This is a genomic window from Janthinobacterium sp. Ant5-2-1 (assembly GCF_001445815.1).
GTDB classification, from domain to species: domain Bacteria; phylum Pseudomonadota; class Gammaproteobacteria; order Burkholderiales; family Burkholderiaceae_D; genus Janthinobacterium; species Janthinobacterium lividum_E.
The window spans coordinates 58,330-73,846 of sequence record NZ_LNCE01000072.1 but is presented as its reverse complement, the minus strand read 5'-3'; the positions used below and the strand labels follow the sequence as shown (position 1 = coordinate 73,846).

At 64.9% G+C, this 15,517-nt stretch carries 14 protein-coding genes; 6 read left to right on the top strand and 8 right to left on the bottom strand.

The features are described 5' to 3' along the window. Nucleotides 1-79: 79 nt before the first annotated feature. On the top strand, nt 80-1,993 hold the full coding sequence (locus tag ASN89_RS22475; protein ID WP_046683762.1) for a glucokinase: 1,914 nt from the start codon (nt 80-82) through the stop codon (nt 1,991-1,993). Next, nucleotides 1,977-3,035 carry a LacI family DNA-binding transcriptional regulator gene (locus ASN89_RS22470; RefSeq protein WP_082654698.1) on the top strand — a complete coding sequence of 353 codons (1,059 nt, stop codon included), beginning with the start codon at nt 1,977-1,979 and terminating at the stop codon, nt 3,033-3,035. Before ASN89_RS22475 ends, ASN89_RS22470 begins: the two co-directional genes overlap by 17 nt. Nucleotides 3,036-3,054: 19 nt before the next feature. Here ASN89_RS22470 and ASN89_RS22465 read toward each other — a convergent pair whose 3' ends face one another. The 5 genes from ASN89_RS22465 to ASN89_RS22445 form a co-directional block, all read right to left on the bottom strand. Beyond that, complete coding sequence (locus ASN89_RS22465) at nt 3,055-3,507, bottom strand: hemerythrin domain-containing protein (RefSeq protein ID WP_235502044.1); 453 nt, start codon at nt 3,505-3,507, stop codon at nt 3,055-3,057. 198 nt (nt 3,508-3,705) lie between these two features. After that, nucleotides 3,706-4,626 (bottom strand): carbohydrate kinase family protein, encoded by a 921-nt coding sequence (locus ASN89_RS22460; protein ID WP_058050826.1) that lies wholly within the window; start codon nt 4,624-4,626, stop codon nt 3,706-3,708. Continuing rightward, entirely contained in the window at nt 4,623-5,837 is a 1,215-nt protein-coding gene (locus tag ASN89_RS22455; protein ID WP_058050825.1) for an AGE family epimerase/isomerase, read from the bottom strand. The genes ASN89_RS22460 and ASN89_RS22455 overlap by 4 nt, the downstream gene beginning before the upstream one ends. 68 nt (nt 5,838-5,905) lie before the next feature. Then, nucleotides 5,906-6,907, bottom strand: a complete 1,002-nt coding sequence (locus tag ASN89_RS22450) for a tetratricopeptide repeat protein (RefSeq protein WP_058050824.1) — start codon at nt 6,905-6,907, stop codon at nt 5,906-5,908. Then, a complete protein-coding gene (locus ASN89_RS22445; protein WP_058050823.1) occupies nt 6,904-7,746 on the bottom strand; it encodes a tetratricopeptide repeat protein in 843 nt (280 codons plus the stop codon). The genes ASN89_RS22450 and ASN89_RS22445 overlap by 4 nt, the downstream gene beginning before the upstream one ends. A 134-nt stretch (nt 7,747-7,880) precedes the next feature. Between ASN89_RS22445 and ASN89_RS22440 the strand changes: the two genes are divergently transcribed. Further along, complete coding sequence (locus ASN89_RS22440; RefSeq protein WP_058050822.1) at nt 7,881-8,270, top strand: DUF1090 family protein; 390 nt, start codon at nt 7,881-7,883, stop codon at nt 8,268-8,270. On the opposite strand, the gene mmsB is transcribed toward ASN89_RS22440, so the two are convergent. Genes mmsB through ASN89_RS22425 form a run of 3 tightly spaced genes read right to left on the bottom strand, consistent with a single transcriptional unit; the run spans nt 8,267 to nt 11,915 of the window. Continuing rightward, nucleotides 8,267-9,160 carry a 3-hydroxyisobutyrate dehydrogenase gene (gene mmsB, locus ASN89_RS22435; protein WP_058050821.1) on the bottom strand — a complete coding sequence of 298 codons (894 nt, stop codon included), beginning with the start codon at nt 9,158-9,160 and terminating at the stop codon, nt 8,267-8,269. The two genes, ASN89_RS22440 and mmsB, sit on opposite strands and share 4 nt — an antisense overlap. Before the next feature lie 9 nt (nt 9,161-9,169). Then, nucleotides 9,170-10,684: a CoA-acylating methylmalonate-semialdehyde dehydrogenase gene (locus tag ASN89_RS22430; protein WP_058050820.1), complete on the bottom strand. Its 1,515-nt coding sequence runs from the start codon at nt 10,682-10,684 to the stop codon at nt 9,170-9,172. A gap of 16 nt (nt 10,685-10,700) precedes the next feature. Continuing rightward, entirely contained in the window at nt 10,701-11,915 is a 1,215-nt protein-coding gene (locus ASN89_RS22425; protein ID WP_058050819.1) for an ABC transporter substrate-binding protein, read from the bottom strand. A gap of 120 nt (nt 11,916-12,035) precedes the next feature. On the opposite strand from ASN89_RS22425, the gene ASN89_RS22420 reads away from it, so the two are divergent. The 3 genes from ASN89_RS22420 to ASN89_RS22410 all read left to right on the top strand — a co-directional run bounded on the left by ASN89_RS22420 (nt 12,036) and on the right by ASN89_RS22410 (nt 15,512). Further along, nucleotides 12,036-12,953, top strand: coding sequence for a LysR family transcriptional regulator (locus ASN89_RS22420; RefSeq protein WP_046683753.1), 918 nt, complete (start codon nt 12,036-12,038; stop codon nt 12,951-12,953). A 50-nt stretch (nt 12,954-13,003) separates the two neighbouring features. Continuing rightward, nucleotides 13,004-13,534 carry an isochorismatase family protein gene (locus ASN89_RS22415; protein ID WP_058050818.1) on the top strand — a complete coding sequence of 177 codons (531 nt, stop codon included), beginning with the start codon at nt 13,004-13,006 and terminating at the stop codon, nt 13,532-13,534. A gap of 106 nt (nt 13,535-13,640) precedes the next feature. Further along, nucleotides 13,641-15,512, top strand: coding sequence for a carboxypeptidase regulatory-like domain-containing protein (locus ASN89_RS22410; RefSeq protein WP_058050817.1), 1,872 nt, complete (start codon nt 13,641-13,643; stop codon nt 15,510-15,512). Nucleotides 15,513-15,517 lie beyond the last annotated feature (5 nt).

Here is a 15,517-nt window from a genome sequence, read left to right as displayed (position 1 = left end):
ACGAATTAAAATCCTTGGTTTTTGCCATAACGACAGTGCGCGGCCATGACCGTGCACGCATACGAGACTAGGCACCGCCATGAAAATTGATGAAAAAATGGAAGTAGCAGGCAGCGATCCGGCGGAGCGTTTCAGTGAAGGGCCGCGCCTGCTGGCGGACATCGGCGGCACCAATGCCCGCTTCGTGCTGGAAACGCGCCAGGGCCACCTGGAAGCGGTAGCCGTGCTGCCCTGCGACGACTACGCTTCGCTGCTAGACGCCATCACCGCCTATATGGATAGCGGCGAGGCGCGCGCCGCCGGTTCGGCGCGCGTGCGCCATGCGGCCATCGCCATCGCCAATCCCATCGACGACGACAATATCCGCATGATGAACCATCACTGGTTCTTCTCGATCGAGGCGATGCGCGCCGCGCTGGGCCTCGACACCCTGCTGGTGGTGAACGACTTCACGGCGCTGGCCATGGCCCTGCCCTATCTGCGGCCCGACCAGCGCCTGCAGATCGGCGGCGGCATGGCGCGCGCCGACAGCGTCATCGGCTTGCTCGGTTCGGGCACGGGCCTGGGCGTGTCGGGCATGATCCCCGCGGAAGACCGCTGGATCGCGCTGGGCAGCGAAGGAGGCCACGTCAGCTTCGCCCCCTGCGACCAGCGCGAGATGGACGTGCTGTCCTTCGCCTGGCGCGAGTTGTCGCACGTCTCGGCCGAACGTCTCGCTTCCGGACGGGGGCTGGAACTGATCTACCGCGCCCTGTCCGAGCGCGCCGGCAAGCCCGATGCGCCGCCGCTGCTGGCGGCCGACATCACCAGCCGCGCCCTGAACAATGAATGCGACGTGTGCCTGGAAGCGGTGGACTGCTTTTGCGCCATCCTCGGCTCCATCGCCGGCAACGTAGCCATGACCCTGGGCGCGCTGGGTGGCATCTATATAGGCGGAGGCATCGTGCCGCGCCTGGGGCCCCTGTTCGAACAGTCGCAGTTCCGCGCCCGCTTCGAGCAAAAGGGCCGCCTGAACGAATACCTGGCGCAGATTCCCACCTTCCTGATCACGGCTGAACTGCCGACTTTCCTGGGCATCGCCGCCATCCTGGCGCAAAAGCTCAAGCGCGCCCATACCGGCGCGCCCGTGCTCGAATCCGTGCGCCAGGCGCGCGGGCGCATGAGCCCATCGGAATGCAAGGTGGCCGACTGGGTGCTGAAGGAACCGAACGCCATGCTGACCCTGCCGATCGCGGAAATCGCCCAGCGGGTGGGCGTGAGCCAGCCCACCGTGATGCGTTTTTGCCGTTCGATCGGCGTGCAGGGCCTGGCCGACTTCAAATTGAAGCTGGCATCCGGCCTGACGGGCGGCGCCATCACGGTGGCCCACTGCCATGTGGAGATCTCGGACTCCGACGCCGAACTGGCGCGCAAGGTGCTGGGCAACAATGCCTCGGCCGCGCTGGCCATGCGCGACATGCTCGACGTGAAGGCGCTGACGGCGGCCATCGAACTGCTGCGCAGCGCGCAGCGCGTGGAGCTGCTGGCCGTGGGCAGCGCCCGCGTGGTGGCCGACGACATGCAGCACAAGCTGCTCAACCTGGGCATCGTCAGCAGCTTCTTTGCCGACCCGCAGGCGCAGGAAATGAGCGCCGCCATGCTGAAACCGGGCGACGTGGCGCTGGTCATTTCCCGCTCGGGCGCCCTGCCCGACCTGCTGCGCACCGTCAAGGTGGCGCAGGGCTGCGGCGCGCGCGTGCTGGCGATCACGGCCAGCGGTTCGCCGCTGGCCAAGCTGGCCGACGTGCTGCTGACCTTGAACCACCCGGAAGGCAACCTTAATTTCGTGCCCATGATCGTGCGCCTGCTGCAGCTGATGATGCTCGATATCCTGTCGGTGGGACTGGCGCGGCGCGACACGGCGCAACGCACCAGCGCCGCCGAGCTGGAAGAAGGCCAATTGCACGGCATGCGCATCAGCGGCAAGCTGAAATTCGGTGGCCACCTCGAATAAGGCGGCGCACGCCGCACCAGACACCGCCAGCGGGGCCACCGTGCACGACGTGGCGCGCGTGGCCGGCGTATCGGCCATGACGGTATCGCGCGTGATCAACGGGCGCGCCAGCGTCAGCACGGCCACGCGCGACAAGGTCGAGGCGGCGATCGCCAGCCTGCACTATCAGCCCAACCTGGCGGCCAGAGCGGCCCGCACGGGCACCCTGCGCATCGGCCTGCTATACAGCAACCCCAGCGCGGCCTTTCTCAGCGAATTTCTCGTCGGCGCCATGGACCAGTGCCGCCAGGGCGGCGGCCAGCTGCTGCTCGAGCGTTGCGAAGACCAGGACAGCCAGCGCGCCGGCATCGATTGCCTGGTGGCGGCCGGCGTGGACGGCATCCTCGTGCCGCCGCCCCTGTGCGATTCGCCCGCCGTGCTGGCGCAACTCAATACCATGGGCATCCCCGCCATCGCCGTGGCCACGGCGCGTCCCTCGCCCGGCGTCTCGGCCGTGCGCATCGACGACTATGAAGGCGCGCTGGCCATGACGCGCCACTTGCTTGCGCTGGGCCACCGCGACATCGGCTTCGTCGAAGGCGACCCGGCGCACACGCCCGCCCTGCTGCGCCGCCAGGCCTTCGAGGACGCCATGCGGGAAGCGGGCTTGCCAGTGGCGCCGCACAGGGTGGCGCAAGGTTACTTTACGTATCGTTCGGGGCTGGACGCGGCGCGCCAGCTGCTGGCGCAGGCACCGCACCCGAGCGCCATCTTCGCCAGCAACGACGACATGGCCGCCGCCACCCTGGCCGTGGCGCACGGCATGGGCTTGCAGGTGCCGGCGGAATTGAGCGTGTGCGGCTTCGACGACACGCCCGTCGCCACCACCGTCTGGCCCGAGCTGACCACCATCCACCAGCCCATCGCCGACATGGCGCGCGCCGCCGTCAGTCTCGTCATCGACGAAATCCGCCAGCGCCGCGCCGGCGAAACGGCGACGGCCACGCATCATTTGATGGCGTTTACCTTGATGGAACGCGCATCGACGGGACGCGCGCGCTAGCCACGCGCATCCATTGCGCTCACGCCTGCATGTCGGGCAGCTCGATTTCCGCCTTGCGCGCCGCGATCTGGCTGCCCATGGCTTCCAGGTCGATTTCCGCGTCGCGCGCGCGCGGGAAAATCTCGCCTTCCTCTTCCAGCACGTGGTGATCGATTTGCTCGGACAGGACCTTGACCTTGGCGTCATACAAGTCTTCGCCGGGCGCCATGGCGACGATTTGCGCGATCAGCTCCTTGGCTGATGCGTGCTCGACGGTGGCTTCATCGATCAAATCTTCGTTCGAACGGCTGGCGTCGCGCACGGCGGGATAGAAGATTTCTTCTTCCACCATCGCATGCTTGCTCAGTTCCTCACAGATTTTCAGGGCCAGCTTGCGCTTGCTGACGAGCGAACGGTCGCTGAGGCCCTCATACTGTTCGAACAGTTCTTTGACGGTTTGATGATCTTGCGTCAGCAGCTCGATCGCGTCCATATCCGGCATGCCTGCCTGTGTTTGGGAAACGGAAGCTGCCTGAGGTGATTGGGTGGCCATGATGTTGTCTCCAGTTGTACACATGAAGTGCACATTCTAGACAGCGCCCTGCGGCGGCCATGTAGGAGCACGGCTTACGACAAGGTAGGCCAAGCCCAAACGTGGCTACCTTGTTGATGCAGATCAGCCCAAGCTGACTTAACTGACGACCGTGCGTGTCTCGAGCGACTGCACCAGCTCCACCGAAGGCGGCGCGGCACCGGCCGCCAGGCAGGCACCCGCGCCGGCCGCGACGGCAAAGCGCAAGTGCTGGCCGCCGTCGGCATCCGGGCGGTACATCAGGCTGTACAGCAAGCCGCCGATACTGGCGTCGCCCGCCCCCACCGAGTCGACCACCTCGATGACGGGCGGCGCCGCCTGCCATGTCCGTTCGCCCTGGAACAGGGCCGCGCCCTGCGCGCCGCGCGTATACAAATACGTGGCGTGCGGATTCCAGCTGCGCAGCATGGCAAACGCGCCATCGATGTCGCCATGGCGGAACAGGCCCGCCAAGTCTTCATCGGACACCTTGATCACGTCGGCCAGCTCCGTCATGCGGCGCAGGGTGGCGTCGTAGCGCTCATCCATCATGATGCGGAAATTCGGGTCGTAGCTGATTTTCACGCCAGCCGCCTTCAGTTCCTGCGCCAGCGCCACCAGCTTGCCCGCCAGCGGTTCGCGCGCCAGGCTGATGCCGCCGAAATGCACCCATTGCGCACCCTGCATCCAGCCGGCCGGCAAGAGCGCCGCGTCGAAATGCAGGTCGGCGCTGTCGTCGCCGATGAAGTAATACGTGGGCGGATGCAGTTCATGCACGATGGCCAGCAGCGGCGACTTCGCATGGCGCTGCAGGAAGCGCATGTCAAGCCCCGCCACGTCGGTGGCAGCGGCCAGCGCATCGCCGAAGACGTCGCGGCTGACGGCGCCCGCAAAGGCGCTGGGCACGCCCAGGCGCGCCATCACGCGCGCCACGTTCCAGGTCGAGCCGCCCACCTGGCTGCTCCACGTGTCAGGGCCCGTGCGCAGCATGTCCGTCAGCGCTTCGCCGGCCGACACAAAAGTTGGAAAAGAGGCGCTCATGCCGCACCGCCAATCACGTTCAACACTTCATAGCAGGCGCCCATGGTGTGGTAATCGACCTTGCCGGCCGGGCTTTTCTCCTTGCTGATTTTTTGGTTCTCGGGCGTCAGGATGCGGTACCAGGCGCCATGTTCATGGTCGACGAAGTGCTGCCAGCTGTAGTCCCAGATCTTGTCGTAGCTTTGCCAGTAGGCCTCGTCCCCGGTGCGCGCGGCCAGCACGGCGGCCGCGGCGAAGCTTTCCGCCTGCACCCAGAAGTATTTGTCGCCGTCGCAGATTTCATCTTGCGGGCCGAAGCCGTAATGGATGCCGCCATGCGCGCCGTCCCAGGCCTTGGCCAGGGCCGTGTCGTACAGTTCGCGCGCGCGCGGCAGCAGCCAGTCGGACGGACCGGCCATGAACTTGGCGTGGCGCTCCATGATCAGCAGCAGCTTGGCCCACTCCGTGAAGTGGCCGGGCTGGTAGCCCCACGGGCGGAAGATATTGCTCTTGTCGTGCAGGTTGTAATCCCAGTCGATAGCCCAATCGGGCGTGTAGTGTTCCCAGATCATGCCGTTTGCCAGGCCCGCCTGGCGCACCGTGATATTGTGCGCCAGCGTCTCGGCGCGGTGCAGATAGCGCGCCTCGCCCGTCGCCTCGAACGCGGCCAGCATCGCTTCGCACGCATGCATGTTGGCGTTCTGGCCACGGTAGCCATCCAGAGCAGACCAGTCGGCGCTGGCCACGTCCGCGTACAGGCCGTGTTCGGGCAGCCAGAAGCGCTGTTCCATCAATTCGAACGTTTCGTCCAGGTAGGCGCGCGCTTCCGTCATGCCCGCCTGCAAGGCGTGGGCATAGGCCAGCAGCACGAAGGCGAGGCCGTAGCAGTGGTTGGCGCCGTCTTCGACTGTCTTGACGCCGTCCTGCCATTTCAGTTGCCAGGCATAGCCGCCCGTGGCCGGGTCGCGGTGCGCGTCGCGCAAGAAGGCCACGCCGTGGCGCAGGGCCGCCTGGTATTCGTCGCCGCCAAAATGGCGGTAGGCCATGGCGTAATTGAAGATGAAGCGCGTGCTGCTGACCAGGTGGCGCGTGCTGGCGTCGTACACGGTGCCATCGTCGAGGAAGAAGTGGTAAAAGCCGCCGCTCGCATCGATGGCGCGCGGGTGATAAAAGTGCATCGTATGCAGGATGTGCGCTTCGAGCGTCGCCTTGGAGCGGAAATCGGGATTCATGGTTCTCTCATGATATTGTTATCGATAACAATGATGATAGCATGCCGTTTCCACGCCGTCATGCCTGGTCAGGGAGTCTTGGCCAGCCTGAGCTTTTCACGCCACAGTGCGGCCTGCGCGGGATCGGCCGCCTGTCCCAGCTCGCCCTTATCGTACACCTTGACCAGCCGTTCGATGGCTTCAGCATCGCCCTGCTTTGCGGCCAGCAGGTACAACTCAAACGGTTTGGGCGCCGGCCCTTGCCGGGTCGGGCCGCCACGGCCCTGCTCCAGCAGCCGCGCAAAACCCGTCTGCCCCGGCGGGCTTTTGGCGATGGCCGCCATCTCGTACCAGCCCAGGGCCGCCTCGTCGCTCTGCCGTGCGCCCTGCCCCACTTCATACGAATAGGCCACATTGTTCAAGCCCGACGGATCGAGCGCCTTGGCCGACCGCATATACCAGCCGAACGCTTCCTTGCGCTGCGTCTCGTCCTTCGCCGTCATCATCAGACGGTAGCCGATTTCATTGTAGGCGGGGATGAAGCCGTTTTCGGCATAGTATTTGAGCCAGTGCAGCCCGTGCGCCTGTTCTTCCGGGCTGCTGTGGATGTTTTCAAAGTGCTGGGCCACCATGAAGTTGGCCAGTTCCACGCCTTGCGCGGCGCCCTTGCGCGACCAGTATTCGCCCAGCTTGCGGTCGACCGGCACGCCCTGTCCCAAGGTATAGGCCACGCCCAGGAAAGCCTGCGCCGGGCCATAGCCCCCTTCGGCCGATTTCTTCATCCAGGCCAGGCCGGCGTCATAGTCGCGCGGCGTGCCCTCGCCCTCGTGCAGCATCTGCGCCAGTTTCAGCTGCGCGGCCGTGTCGCCCCGTTCCGCAGCGGCGCGTGTCTTGTCGAAGGCCGCGACCTTCTCTGGCGACAGGTCGGCCGGGCGGTCGATCACGGCCTGCACCTTTGCGCGCATGGCGTCCTGGCCGGACATGTCGAATTCCACGAGCGCCGGATGCTGGCGCGGCTTTTGCAGGGACGCTGGCTGCGCCAGCACGCTCTGCGCCAAGGCCAGGCTCAAGATGAACAGCATGGTCTTCATTTGTTTTCCTTTTCAGCCAATTTACCGCGCCATTCGGCGGCGTCTTCGGCATTCGCCTGTTGTCCCAGTTCGCCCTTGACGTACACATCGACCATGCGCCGCATGGCGGGCACGTCGCCGCTCCATCCCGCCCGCTCGTACCAGACCAGGGCCAGCTTGTCCGACTGTTTCACGCCCAGGCCCAGCTCGTGCGCGCGGGCCAGGTTGCGCATGCCGGCCGGCTCCTTTTCACGCGCCGATCGGTCATACCAGTGGAAAGCCTCGCTGCGGTCCTGCTCGTCGGTGGCGGCGCGCATCAGGTGCTCACCCAGCGCATTGTAGGCGGGCACAAAGTGCTGCTCGTTCGCCGCCGCCTTCAGCCAGGTGATGGCCAGCGCCTGCTCTTCTGCACTGCTGTCGCCATCGATGAATTCCAGCGCCAGGATGGTTTGCGCCTCGGCGTTGCCCTGCGCCACGCCCTTGCGCAGCCAGTACTCGCCCTGCACGCGGTCGATGGGCACCTTGCCGCCCACGGTATACGCCAAGCCCAAAGCCGCTTGCGCCGGCGCATAGCCGCCTTCGGCCGAATTGCGTATCCAGGCCATCGACTGCGCCGTGTCTTGCGGCGCGCCGACGCCCAGCTGCAGCATGCGCGCCAGTTCCAGCTGTGCCTCCAGGTCACCCGTTTCCGCCAGCCGCCGCGTCTCGGCAAACTCGGCGATACTTTCCGGGCTATGGCTGGCCACATCCGCCCGTGCCTTGATGGCGATCAGCTGCAGGTCGAGCAAGGTGGGCGAGGTTTGCGCCAGGGCAGGCAGCGGCAGCAGAAAAGGCAGCAGCAAGAGGAATTTCTGGGGCATGCGGCGGTGTCGGGAAGAAGAAAACACGCATGGTAGCCGATGCCGCGCCAGACAGGCGCGCACAGTACGGGAAGTTTGACAGGGCAAGCCGCCGGGCTTACATTGCACGGGCTCACCACTTACCCAGGAACGCCATGAACCGCCTTGCCACCACCGCCTTGACCCTGCTGCTGGCCGCAGCCTCCGTGGGCGCCAGCGCCGCAGACACCCAGCTGGCCGGCTGCGCCGCCAAGCGCGAAAGCATCCGCAGCGAAATGCGCCAGGCGCAGGAACAGGGCCTGTCCGACAAGGTCGCGGGCCTCACGCGCGCGCTCGATGAAGTCAACGCCCACTGCCGCGACAGCAGCCTGGTCGAACGCCACAACAAGAAGATCGTCAAGGCGCAGGCCAAGGTGAACCAGACGGAGCGTTCGCTACGCCTGGCCCAGGAAGCGAATAAACAGCCGAAGAAGATCGCCAAGCTGGAAGGCAAGCTGGAAAAAGCCAGGGCGGAACTGGCCGCCCTGCAGGCGCAACAGCCTTAAGCCTTCTCGCCCAGCATCTGGTAGATGCTGGAAAAATCCAGCGCGCCCGATCCCGCCTTGCTGTGCAAACTATATAAATTGCGCGACAAGGCGCCCAGCGGCACGGAGGCTCCGCTGGCCAGCGCGCTTTCCACGGCCAGGCCCAGGTCTTTGAGCATCAGGTCGACGCCGAAGCCGCCCGTGTAGCCGCGCGACGCGGGCACATTTTCCGCCACGCCCGGACACGGGTTATACACCTCCAGGGTCCAGTTGCGGCCCGAGCTTTTCGCCATCACGTCCGACACCACTTTTGGATCGAGGCCATTGGCCACGCCCAGGCGTATCGCTTCGCTCGTGCCGATCATGAGTATCCCCAGCAACATGTTGTTGCAGATCTTGACCGTCTGGCCGCAACCCGAGCCGCCCGCGTGGAAGATGGCCTTGCCCATGACGTCCAGATAGGGCCGTGCCGCCGCCAGCGCGGAGGCTTCGCCGCCCACCATGAAGGTCAAGGTGCCGTTGGTGGCGCCCGCCGTGCCGCCCGAAACAGGCGCGTCCAGCATGGGCAAGCCCTTCTCCTGCGCGGCGCGGCCCACCTGGCGCGCCGCTTCGGTGGAAATCGTCGAACAGTCGATCAGCAAGGTGCCGGACCGCGCCTGCGCCAGGATGCCCGTGTCTCCAAGGTAGGCTCCCAGCACGTGGCGGCTGGCCGGCAGCATGGTGATGACGATGTCGGCGGCCTGGATCGCCGCCGCCTGGTCATCGGACACGAGGCCACCGCCGTCCGCAAACTGCCGCACGCTGGCCGGCACCAGGTCAAAACCCGTCACCGCATGGCCCGCCCGCACGAGGTTTTGCGCCATGGGCAAGCCCATGTTCCCCAGGCCGATGAAAACGATGTTGGTCGCCATGGCAGCCCCTTATTTCATCGAGATGGTGGTATTGACGCCGCTGCCGCCATCGTCCGGGGCGAACCAGCGCGCCGTGACGGTCTTGGTCTGGGTCCAGAAATACAGCGCCTGCTTGCCGTTCGGGCCCAGGTCGCCCAGCTTCGACGCGCGCGAGCCAGTGAAACTGAAGTAGGCGACGGGCACGGGGATGGCCACGTTGATGCCCACCTGCCCCACGTCGATCTCATTTTGGAATTTGCGCCCCGCCCAGCCGGACGAGGTGAAGATCGACGTGCCGTTGCCGTTCGGATTGGCGTTGATGAAGGCGATGGCCTGGTCCAGCGTATCCGTTTCGACGACGCACATGGCGGGGCCGAAGATTTCCTGCGTGTAGACGGAGTTCGATGCGGCCACCTTCGAGAAAATCGTCGGCCCCATGAAGTTGCCGCCTTCGTAGCCCGCCACCTTGTGACCGCGGCCGTCGAGCAGCAGCTGCGCACCTTCCTCGACGCCTGCCTGGATCAGTTTTTCCGCCCGCTGCATGGCCGCTTTCGACACCATCGGTCCCAGGTCCGCCGTGCGGTCACTGCCCGGCCCCACTTTCAGCGCTTGCGAGCGGGCGACGATTTCCGGCAGCCAGGAGCGGGCTTCGCCCACCAGCACCACGACGGAATTGGCCATGCAGCGCTGGCCGGCCGCGCCAAACGCGGCGCCGATCAGGTTATTGATCGCCTGCTCCTTGTTGGCGTCGGCCAGCACCACGCAATGGTTTTTCGCACCCATCATCGATTGCGCGCGCTTGCCCGATTCGCTGGCGCGGCGGTACACATGCGTGCCCACATGGGTGGAACCGATGAAGGACACGGCCTTGATGTCGGGATGGTCGCACAGCATGTTGACGACGTCCGCGCCGCCATGCACGACATTCAGCACGCCGGCCGGCAAGCCCGCCTGGTACATCAGTTCAACCAGGTACATCGACGAGGACGGATCCTGCTCCGACGGTTTCAATACAAAGGTATTGCCGCAGGCGATGGCGATGGGGAACATGAAGCACGGTAGCATGACGGGGAAGTTGAAGGCCGTGATGCCGGCGCCCACGCCCAGCGGCTGGTAGATGTTGTAGACATCGACACCGGTGGCCGCGTTTTCCGCGATCTCGCCCAGCTGCAGGGTGGCGATCGAGCACGCGTGTTCCACCACTTCCAGGCCGCGCATCACCTCCCCTTCCGCGTCGGGCAAGGTCTTGCCGTGTTCGCGCGTGATCAGTTCGGCTAAAGTACCGATGTTTTCGCGGATCAGGTGCTGGTATTTGAGCATGATGCGCATGCGCGCGGCCAGCGGCGTGTTGCGCCAGGTTTTAAAGGCTTCCTTGGCCGTGGCGACGGCCAGGTTGACTTCGTCCGGCGTGGAAAACGGCACCTTGGCGACGATTTCCTGCGTGGCCGGGTTGATGACGTCGCGCCATTCGGTGCTGCTTGACGCATGGTGCTTGCCGGCGATGTGCAGGGGGACTGTAGGGACTTGGGTGAGGGCTTGGTTCATTTGTTTGGCTCCGTGATTATTTTTTAACGAGGTTGCACGCGGCCGCATCCATCGGCTTGAACGCCTGGTCGGCGGGGATGGTCGACAGCACTTTCAGGTAGTCCCACGCGCCTTTCGATTCGGCCGGGGTCTTCACCTGCACCAGGTACATGTCGTGGATGACGCGGCCATCGGGGCGGATCGAGGCGTTGTTCATGACGGCGTCCTTGATCGGCAGTTCGCGCATTTTCTGGGCGACGATCTTCGAGTCGTCGCTTTTCGCCGCCGCCACCGATTTCAGGTAGTGGTAGACGCTCGAATACACGCCCGCCTGCACCATGGTCGGCTTGGCGCCCTTGTTGAGCGCCTCGAAACGCTTGGCAAACGCGCGGCTGCGGTCATCGTAATCCCAGTAAAAGCCGTCCGCGTAGACGAGGCCCTGGGCCGTTTCCAGCCCCAGCGCATGCACGTCGGACAGGAACACGAGCAAGGCGGCCAGGCGCTGGTCCTTGCCGCTGCCGATACGGAATTCGCGCGCCTGCTTGATGGCCGACACCGTGTCCGCGCCGCCGTTGGCCAGGCCGATCACCTGCGCTTTCGAGCCTTGCGCCTGCACCAGGAAGGACGAGAAATCCGAGGCGTTCAGCGGATGGCGCACGGCGCCCACCACGGTGCCGCCATTGCGCTTGACGACTTCACTGGCGTCTTTTTCCAGCGAGTGGCCGAACGCATAATCGACGGTGACGAAGTACCACGATTTCTGCCCCAGCTTGGTCAGCGCGGCCGCCGTGCCGGCCGCCTGCGAATACGTGTCGAACATCCAGTGGAAGCCGTTCGGCGAGCAGTCTTCATTCGTCAGGCGTCCCGTGGCCGGGCCGCTGAACATGGCGATGCCGCCCTTCTCCTTCATCAGCTTTTGCACGGACAGGGCCACCGAGGAGTTGGTCAGATCGGCGATGGCGTCGACCTTGTCGCGGTCTATCCATTCGCGTGCCTTGGAGGCGGCGATGTCGGCCTTGTTCAAGTGGTCGGCCGACAGGATCTCGATCTTCATGCCCTTGCATTCGGCCTTCAAACAATCCTCGACGGCCATCTGGCTGGCGACGACGGAGCCGCGCCCGCCCATGGCCGAATACGGGCCGGACATGTCGGTCAGGATGCCGACCTTGACGACGCCATCGGAAATCTGCGCGTGCGCGCCAAAGGACAGGGTGAGCGCCAGCGCGCCCATGGCCAGAACGGTTTTTTTCATGCGTGTCTCCAGGTGGATGGTTTTCTTATATGTTTAGATGCATTCTGCATGTGTAAAAATATGCGCTCAAGTGAAATTAATGCATAATTCCTTTGCAAAAATGCACAGAGAGGATAAGCCATGCTCGATTGGGACAATGTACGGGTCTTCCTGGAACTGACGCGCAGCGCCGGCCTCGTCGATGCGGCGAAAAAGCTGGGCATCGACCATTCCACCGTGTCGCGGCGCATGCGCAAGTTCGAGGAGCAGGTGGGCACGCAGCTGTTTGACCGCAACTACGTGGGCTACCAGCTGACGCCCGAGGGCCACCGCCTGATGGAATACGCGGAAACGATGGAAAGCACGGTGTTTGCCGCCACCGAAGAGTTGGGCGAACATAACCGGCTGCTGTCGGGCCAGGTGCGCCTGGGCGCCACCGAGGGCTTCGGCGCCATCGTGCTGGCGCCCCACCTGGCGCAGTTTTGCGGCCGCTATCCGCACATCAGCGTGGACTTGATCGCCGTGCCCCGTTTCGTCAGCCTGTCCAAACGCGAGGCGGACGTGGCCATTTCCATCGAGCGCCCCCTGTCCGGCCCGTATGTCGTGACGAAGCTGTCCGACTACCGGCTGAAACTGTACGCCACGCCGGGCTACCTGGCGCGCCACGCGCCGATCACCAGCGTGGCGCAATTGGCGCAGCACCCGATCATCGGCTACGTGGACGACCTGGTCTTCAGTTCGGAACTGCGCTACATGGACAACGTGGCGCCCGATTCCCTGCGCGCGTTTCGCAGCACCAGCGTCATCGCCCAGTACCACGCGGCGCGCGCGGGCCAGGCGCTGGCGATCCTGCCCTGCTTCGTGGCCCAGCAGTCGAACGAACTGGTGCCCGTGCTCGACGGCGAGATCGACCTGCTGCGCGCCTTCTGGATGATCTCGCCGAGCGAACGGCGCAATATCGCCCGGGTCAGCGCCCTGTGGAACTACCTGCGCAGCGCCATCGATTTGAATCACGCCTATCTGATGGGCGAAACGGCCACGCCCAGCTGGCCAGCTTGAGCACGCTGCCGCGCGCTACACTGTCGCCACATACTAATAAGGAGAACGCCATGCTGATGGATGCGAACCAGGCCGTTCTGGTCATTGTCGACCTGCAAGGCCGCTTGATGCCGGCCATCCACGATGCGGGCCTCGTGCTGGCGCAAAACCTGCGCCTGGCAAAGATTGCCCGGCTGCTCGACGTGCCCGTGCTGGGCACGGAACAGAACCGCCAGGGACTGGGGCCGAACGTGGAAGAGATCGCCGCCCTGTGCGAACGGACCTTGCACAAGACGCATTTCGGCGCCTGTTTCGATGGCTTGCAGGACATCTTGCCGCCAGGGCGCAAACAGATCGTCGTCACGGGGTGCGAAGCCCATGTGTGCATGCTGCAGACGGCCATCGGCCTGCTGGAGCTGAGGTACGAGGTCATCATCGCCATCGATGCCGTCGGTTCGCGCCAGGGGGCCAGCCGCGACGCGGCGCTGGCCCGCCTGGGCAAGCTGGGCGCCCATCTGGTGACGGTGGAAATGCTGGCCTTCGAATGGCTGCGGGACTGCAAGCACCCGCGTTTCCGCGAGGTATTGGCGCTGATTAAATAGAAAGCAGGTTTAAGCCAGATCAAGCCCGACGGCTGCTCATTTGCTAGCTTGGTAACAGCGCCCCCATTCCGAGCGGCGCGCCGTCCACATCAGCAAGGGAGCCATCATGGCCTATATCCTGCGGGGCAAGCTGTGCGGCCTGATCTGTGCCGAGTGTCCTGAAGCCTTGTCGCACGTCATCGTGCGCCTGTACCGGCCGCGCGAGTCGCAAAACGTCACGGCTCTGGCCATGGCCAGCGCCAAGGAAACCTTCGCCATCCTCACCGACGAGGAAGTGCAGGCGAAAGCACCGTTCCTGCTGGCCGAAGCGCGCACGGACGAGGACGGGAACTACAGTTTCACCTTGGCAGGCGATTACCGGGGCGAGGCCGTGGAAGTCGATATCCTGTGCCCTACCGTGCCGCGGTTGAAACCGGGGCCGAAAGACCCCGTGCCGCTGCAATTTTCCATCACCACCATCCAGCCCCGCTGGCGCCAGGTAGAGAACGACTTCCTCGCCATCTGGGACTATTGCCTGCCGCAACGCTTCTGGTGCCTCGTGCGCGCCCGCTTCGGCGCCTGGACCATCTGCGGCCGGCTGCGCACCTGCGACGCTCCCCACGCGCCCATCGCGGGCGCCACCGTGCGGGCGTTCGACGCCGACTGGCTGCAGGACGATGCGCTCGGTGTCGCGGTGACGGACGCCAGCGGGCACTTCCGCATCGATTACCTGACGTCCGACTTCACCTTGACGCCTTTCTCTCCATTCATCAACGTGGAATTCGCCAGCGGCCCCGACGTGTATTTCACGGCGCAGCTGGGCAGCGTCCCCATCCTGTCGGAAACGCAGGCCAACGGCCGCCAGCCAGGGCGCGAAAACGTGGGTCACTGCTTCTGCGTGGAATTGTGCTCGAAAGAAGTCTTGCCGCCGGACGTGGAAGGCGTGCCCCACTGGCAGCAGGTGGAAATCTTCGACATCCATCCGTTTCCCTCGCTGGCAGGCTTTTCCGCGCAAGGCTATGCGGGCGGCCCCGGCGCCTCGTATGTGTTCGCCGGCGGCGTCACCCTGAAGGGCAATTGTCCGCTGCGCAACAGCGCCATTCCCGCCAACCCGCTGGAATACCGTTTTCTCATCGGCGAATGGACCTGGCCCGGCGGCAGCGACGACCCGGCCGCCATCCCCTCGGTGGCGCCCGCCAATCTGGCGCCGTTGACGCAAGTGCTCGGCACGCACGTCGGCTATGTGTTTTATACGAACGGTCTGGGCCTCGGCGATTCGGCGCCCGTCATCATCGATGCGGGCGATTTGAAACCGGGCGGCTGGATACGGGTGGACGGCAAGCCCGTCACCGTGGACATGCGCGACGGCACGACGGCCATCGTCAATGTGGCGCCCAACATCTTCCTGCGCACGTTTGACTTGCTGACCGTGAATACGCCGGCCATCACCAGTCTGCACCCGGCCAAGCTGCCGGGCGGCTTGCCCATCCTCGACGCGGGGCGCAGCTTGACGGCGGCCGAGAGCGAACCGATACGCCGCTACCGCCTGGGCTTCGAGGTGCGCGACGGCGTCAGCCTGGCGCTCGTGGCCACGGACGGACTCGATTCCATCGTCTTCGACAACTCGCCCGTCATCGTGGCGCTGGACCTGGAAGAGCTGCGCAGCAATGCCTGCAACCCCATCGCCGGCGGCCTCGTGCATATCCTGTACACGATCGACCACCCGCATCTGCGCTTTTTCAATATCACGATTTCCAACAACAATGGCATCACGCACCCGCCGCCACCGCTGCCGGCCGCCAGCTTCACCCCGCCACCGCCACCGAGCAATTACCTGTTCCGCGGCGGCGCGGGCGGGCCTCACTTATCAGGCAACAATGGCGGCTTCCCCGTCAACGTGGCGCTCGATCCACCGTGCGCCTACCGGGTGGCCATCGGGTGGCAGACGCGGCATTACTTGGCATCGTCGCACAGCATTGACAGGCTGTACTGCAAGTAGGCGAG

Excerpts from the sequence above, each read along its gene's own strand:
- ASN89_RS22475 (WP_046683762.1), top strand. The coding sequence starts at position 80 with ATGAAAATTGATGAAAAAATGGAAGTAGCAGGCAGCGATCCGGCGGAG.
- ASN89_RS22465 (WP_235502044.1), bottom strand. The coding sequence starts at position 3,507 with ATGGACGCGATCGAGCTGCTGACGCAAGATCATCAAACCGTCAAAGAA.
- ASN89_RS22460 (WP_058050826.1), bottom strand. The coding sequence starts at position 4,626 with ATGAGCGCCTCTTTTCCAACTTTTGTGTCGGCCGGCGAAGCGCTGACG.
- ASN89_RS22455 (WP_058050825.1), bottom strand. The coding sequence starts at position 5,837 with ATGAATCCCGATTTCCGCTCCAAGGCGACGCTCGAAGCGCACATCCTG.
- ASN89_RS22450 (WP_058050824.1), bottom strand. The coding sequence starts at position 6,907 with ATGAAGACCATGCTGTTCATCTTGAGCCTGGCCTTGGCGCAGAGCGTG.
- ASN89_RS22445 (WP_058050823.1), bottom strand. The coding sequence starts at position 7,746 with ATGCCCCAGAAATTCCTCTTGCTGCTGCCTTTTCTGCTGCCGCTGCCT.
- ASN89_RS22440 (WP_058050822.1), top strand. The coding sequence starts at position 7,881 with ATGAACCGCCTTGCCACCACCGCCTTGACCCTGCTGCTGGCCGCAGCC.
- mmsB (WP_058050821.1), bottom strand. The coding sequence starts at position 9,160 with ATGGCGACCAACATCGTTTTCATCGGCCTGGGGAACATGGGCTTGCCC.
- ASN89_RS22430 (WP_058050820.1), bottom strand. The coding sequence starts at position 10,684 with ATGAACCAAGCCCTCACCCAAGTCCCTACAGTCCCCCTGCACATCGCC.
- ASN89_RS22425 (WP_058050819.1), bottom strand. The coding sequence starts at position 11,915 with ATGAAAAAAACCGTTCTGGCCATGGGCGCGCTGGCGCTCACCCTGTCC.
- ASN89_RS22420 (WP_046683753.1), top strand. The coding sequence starts at position 12,036 with ATGCTCGATTGGGACAATGTACGGGTCTTCCTGGAACTGACGCGCAGC.
- ASN89_RS22415 (WP_058050818.1), top strand. The coding sequence starts at position 13,004 with ATGCTGATGGATGCGAACCAGGCCGTTCTGGTCATTGTCGACCTGCAA.
- ASN89_RS22410 (WP_058050817.1), top strand. The coding sequence starts at position 13,641 with ATGGCCTATATCCTGCGGGGCAAGCTGTGCGGCCTGATCTGTGCCGAG.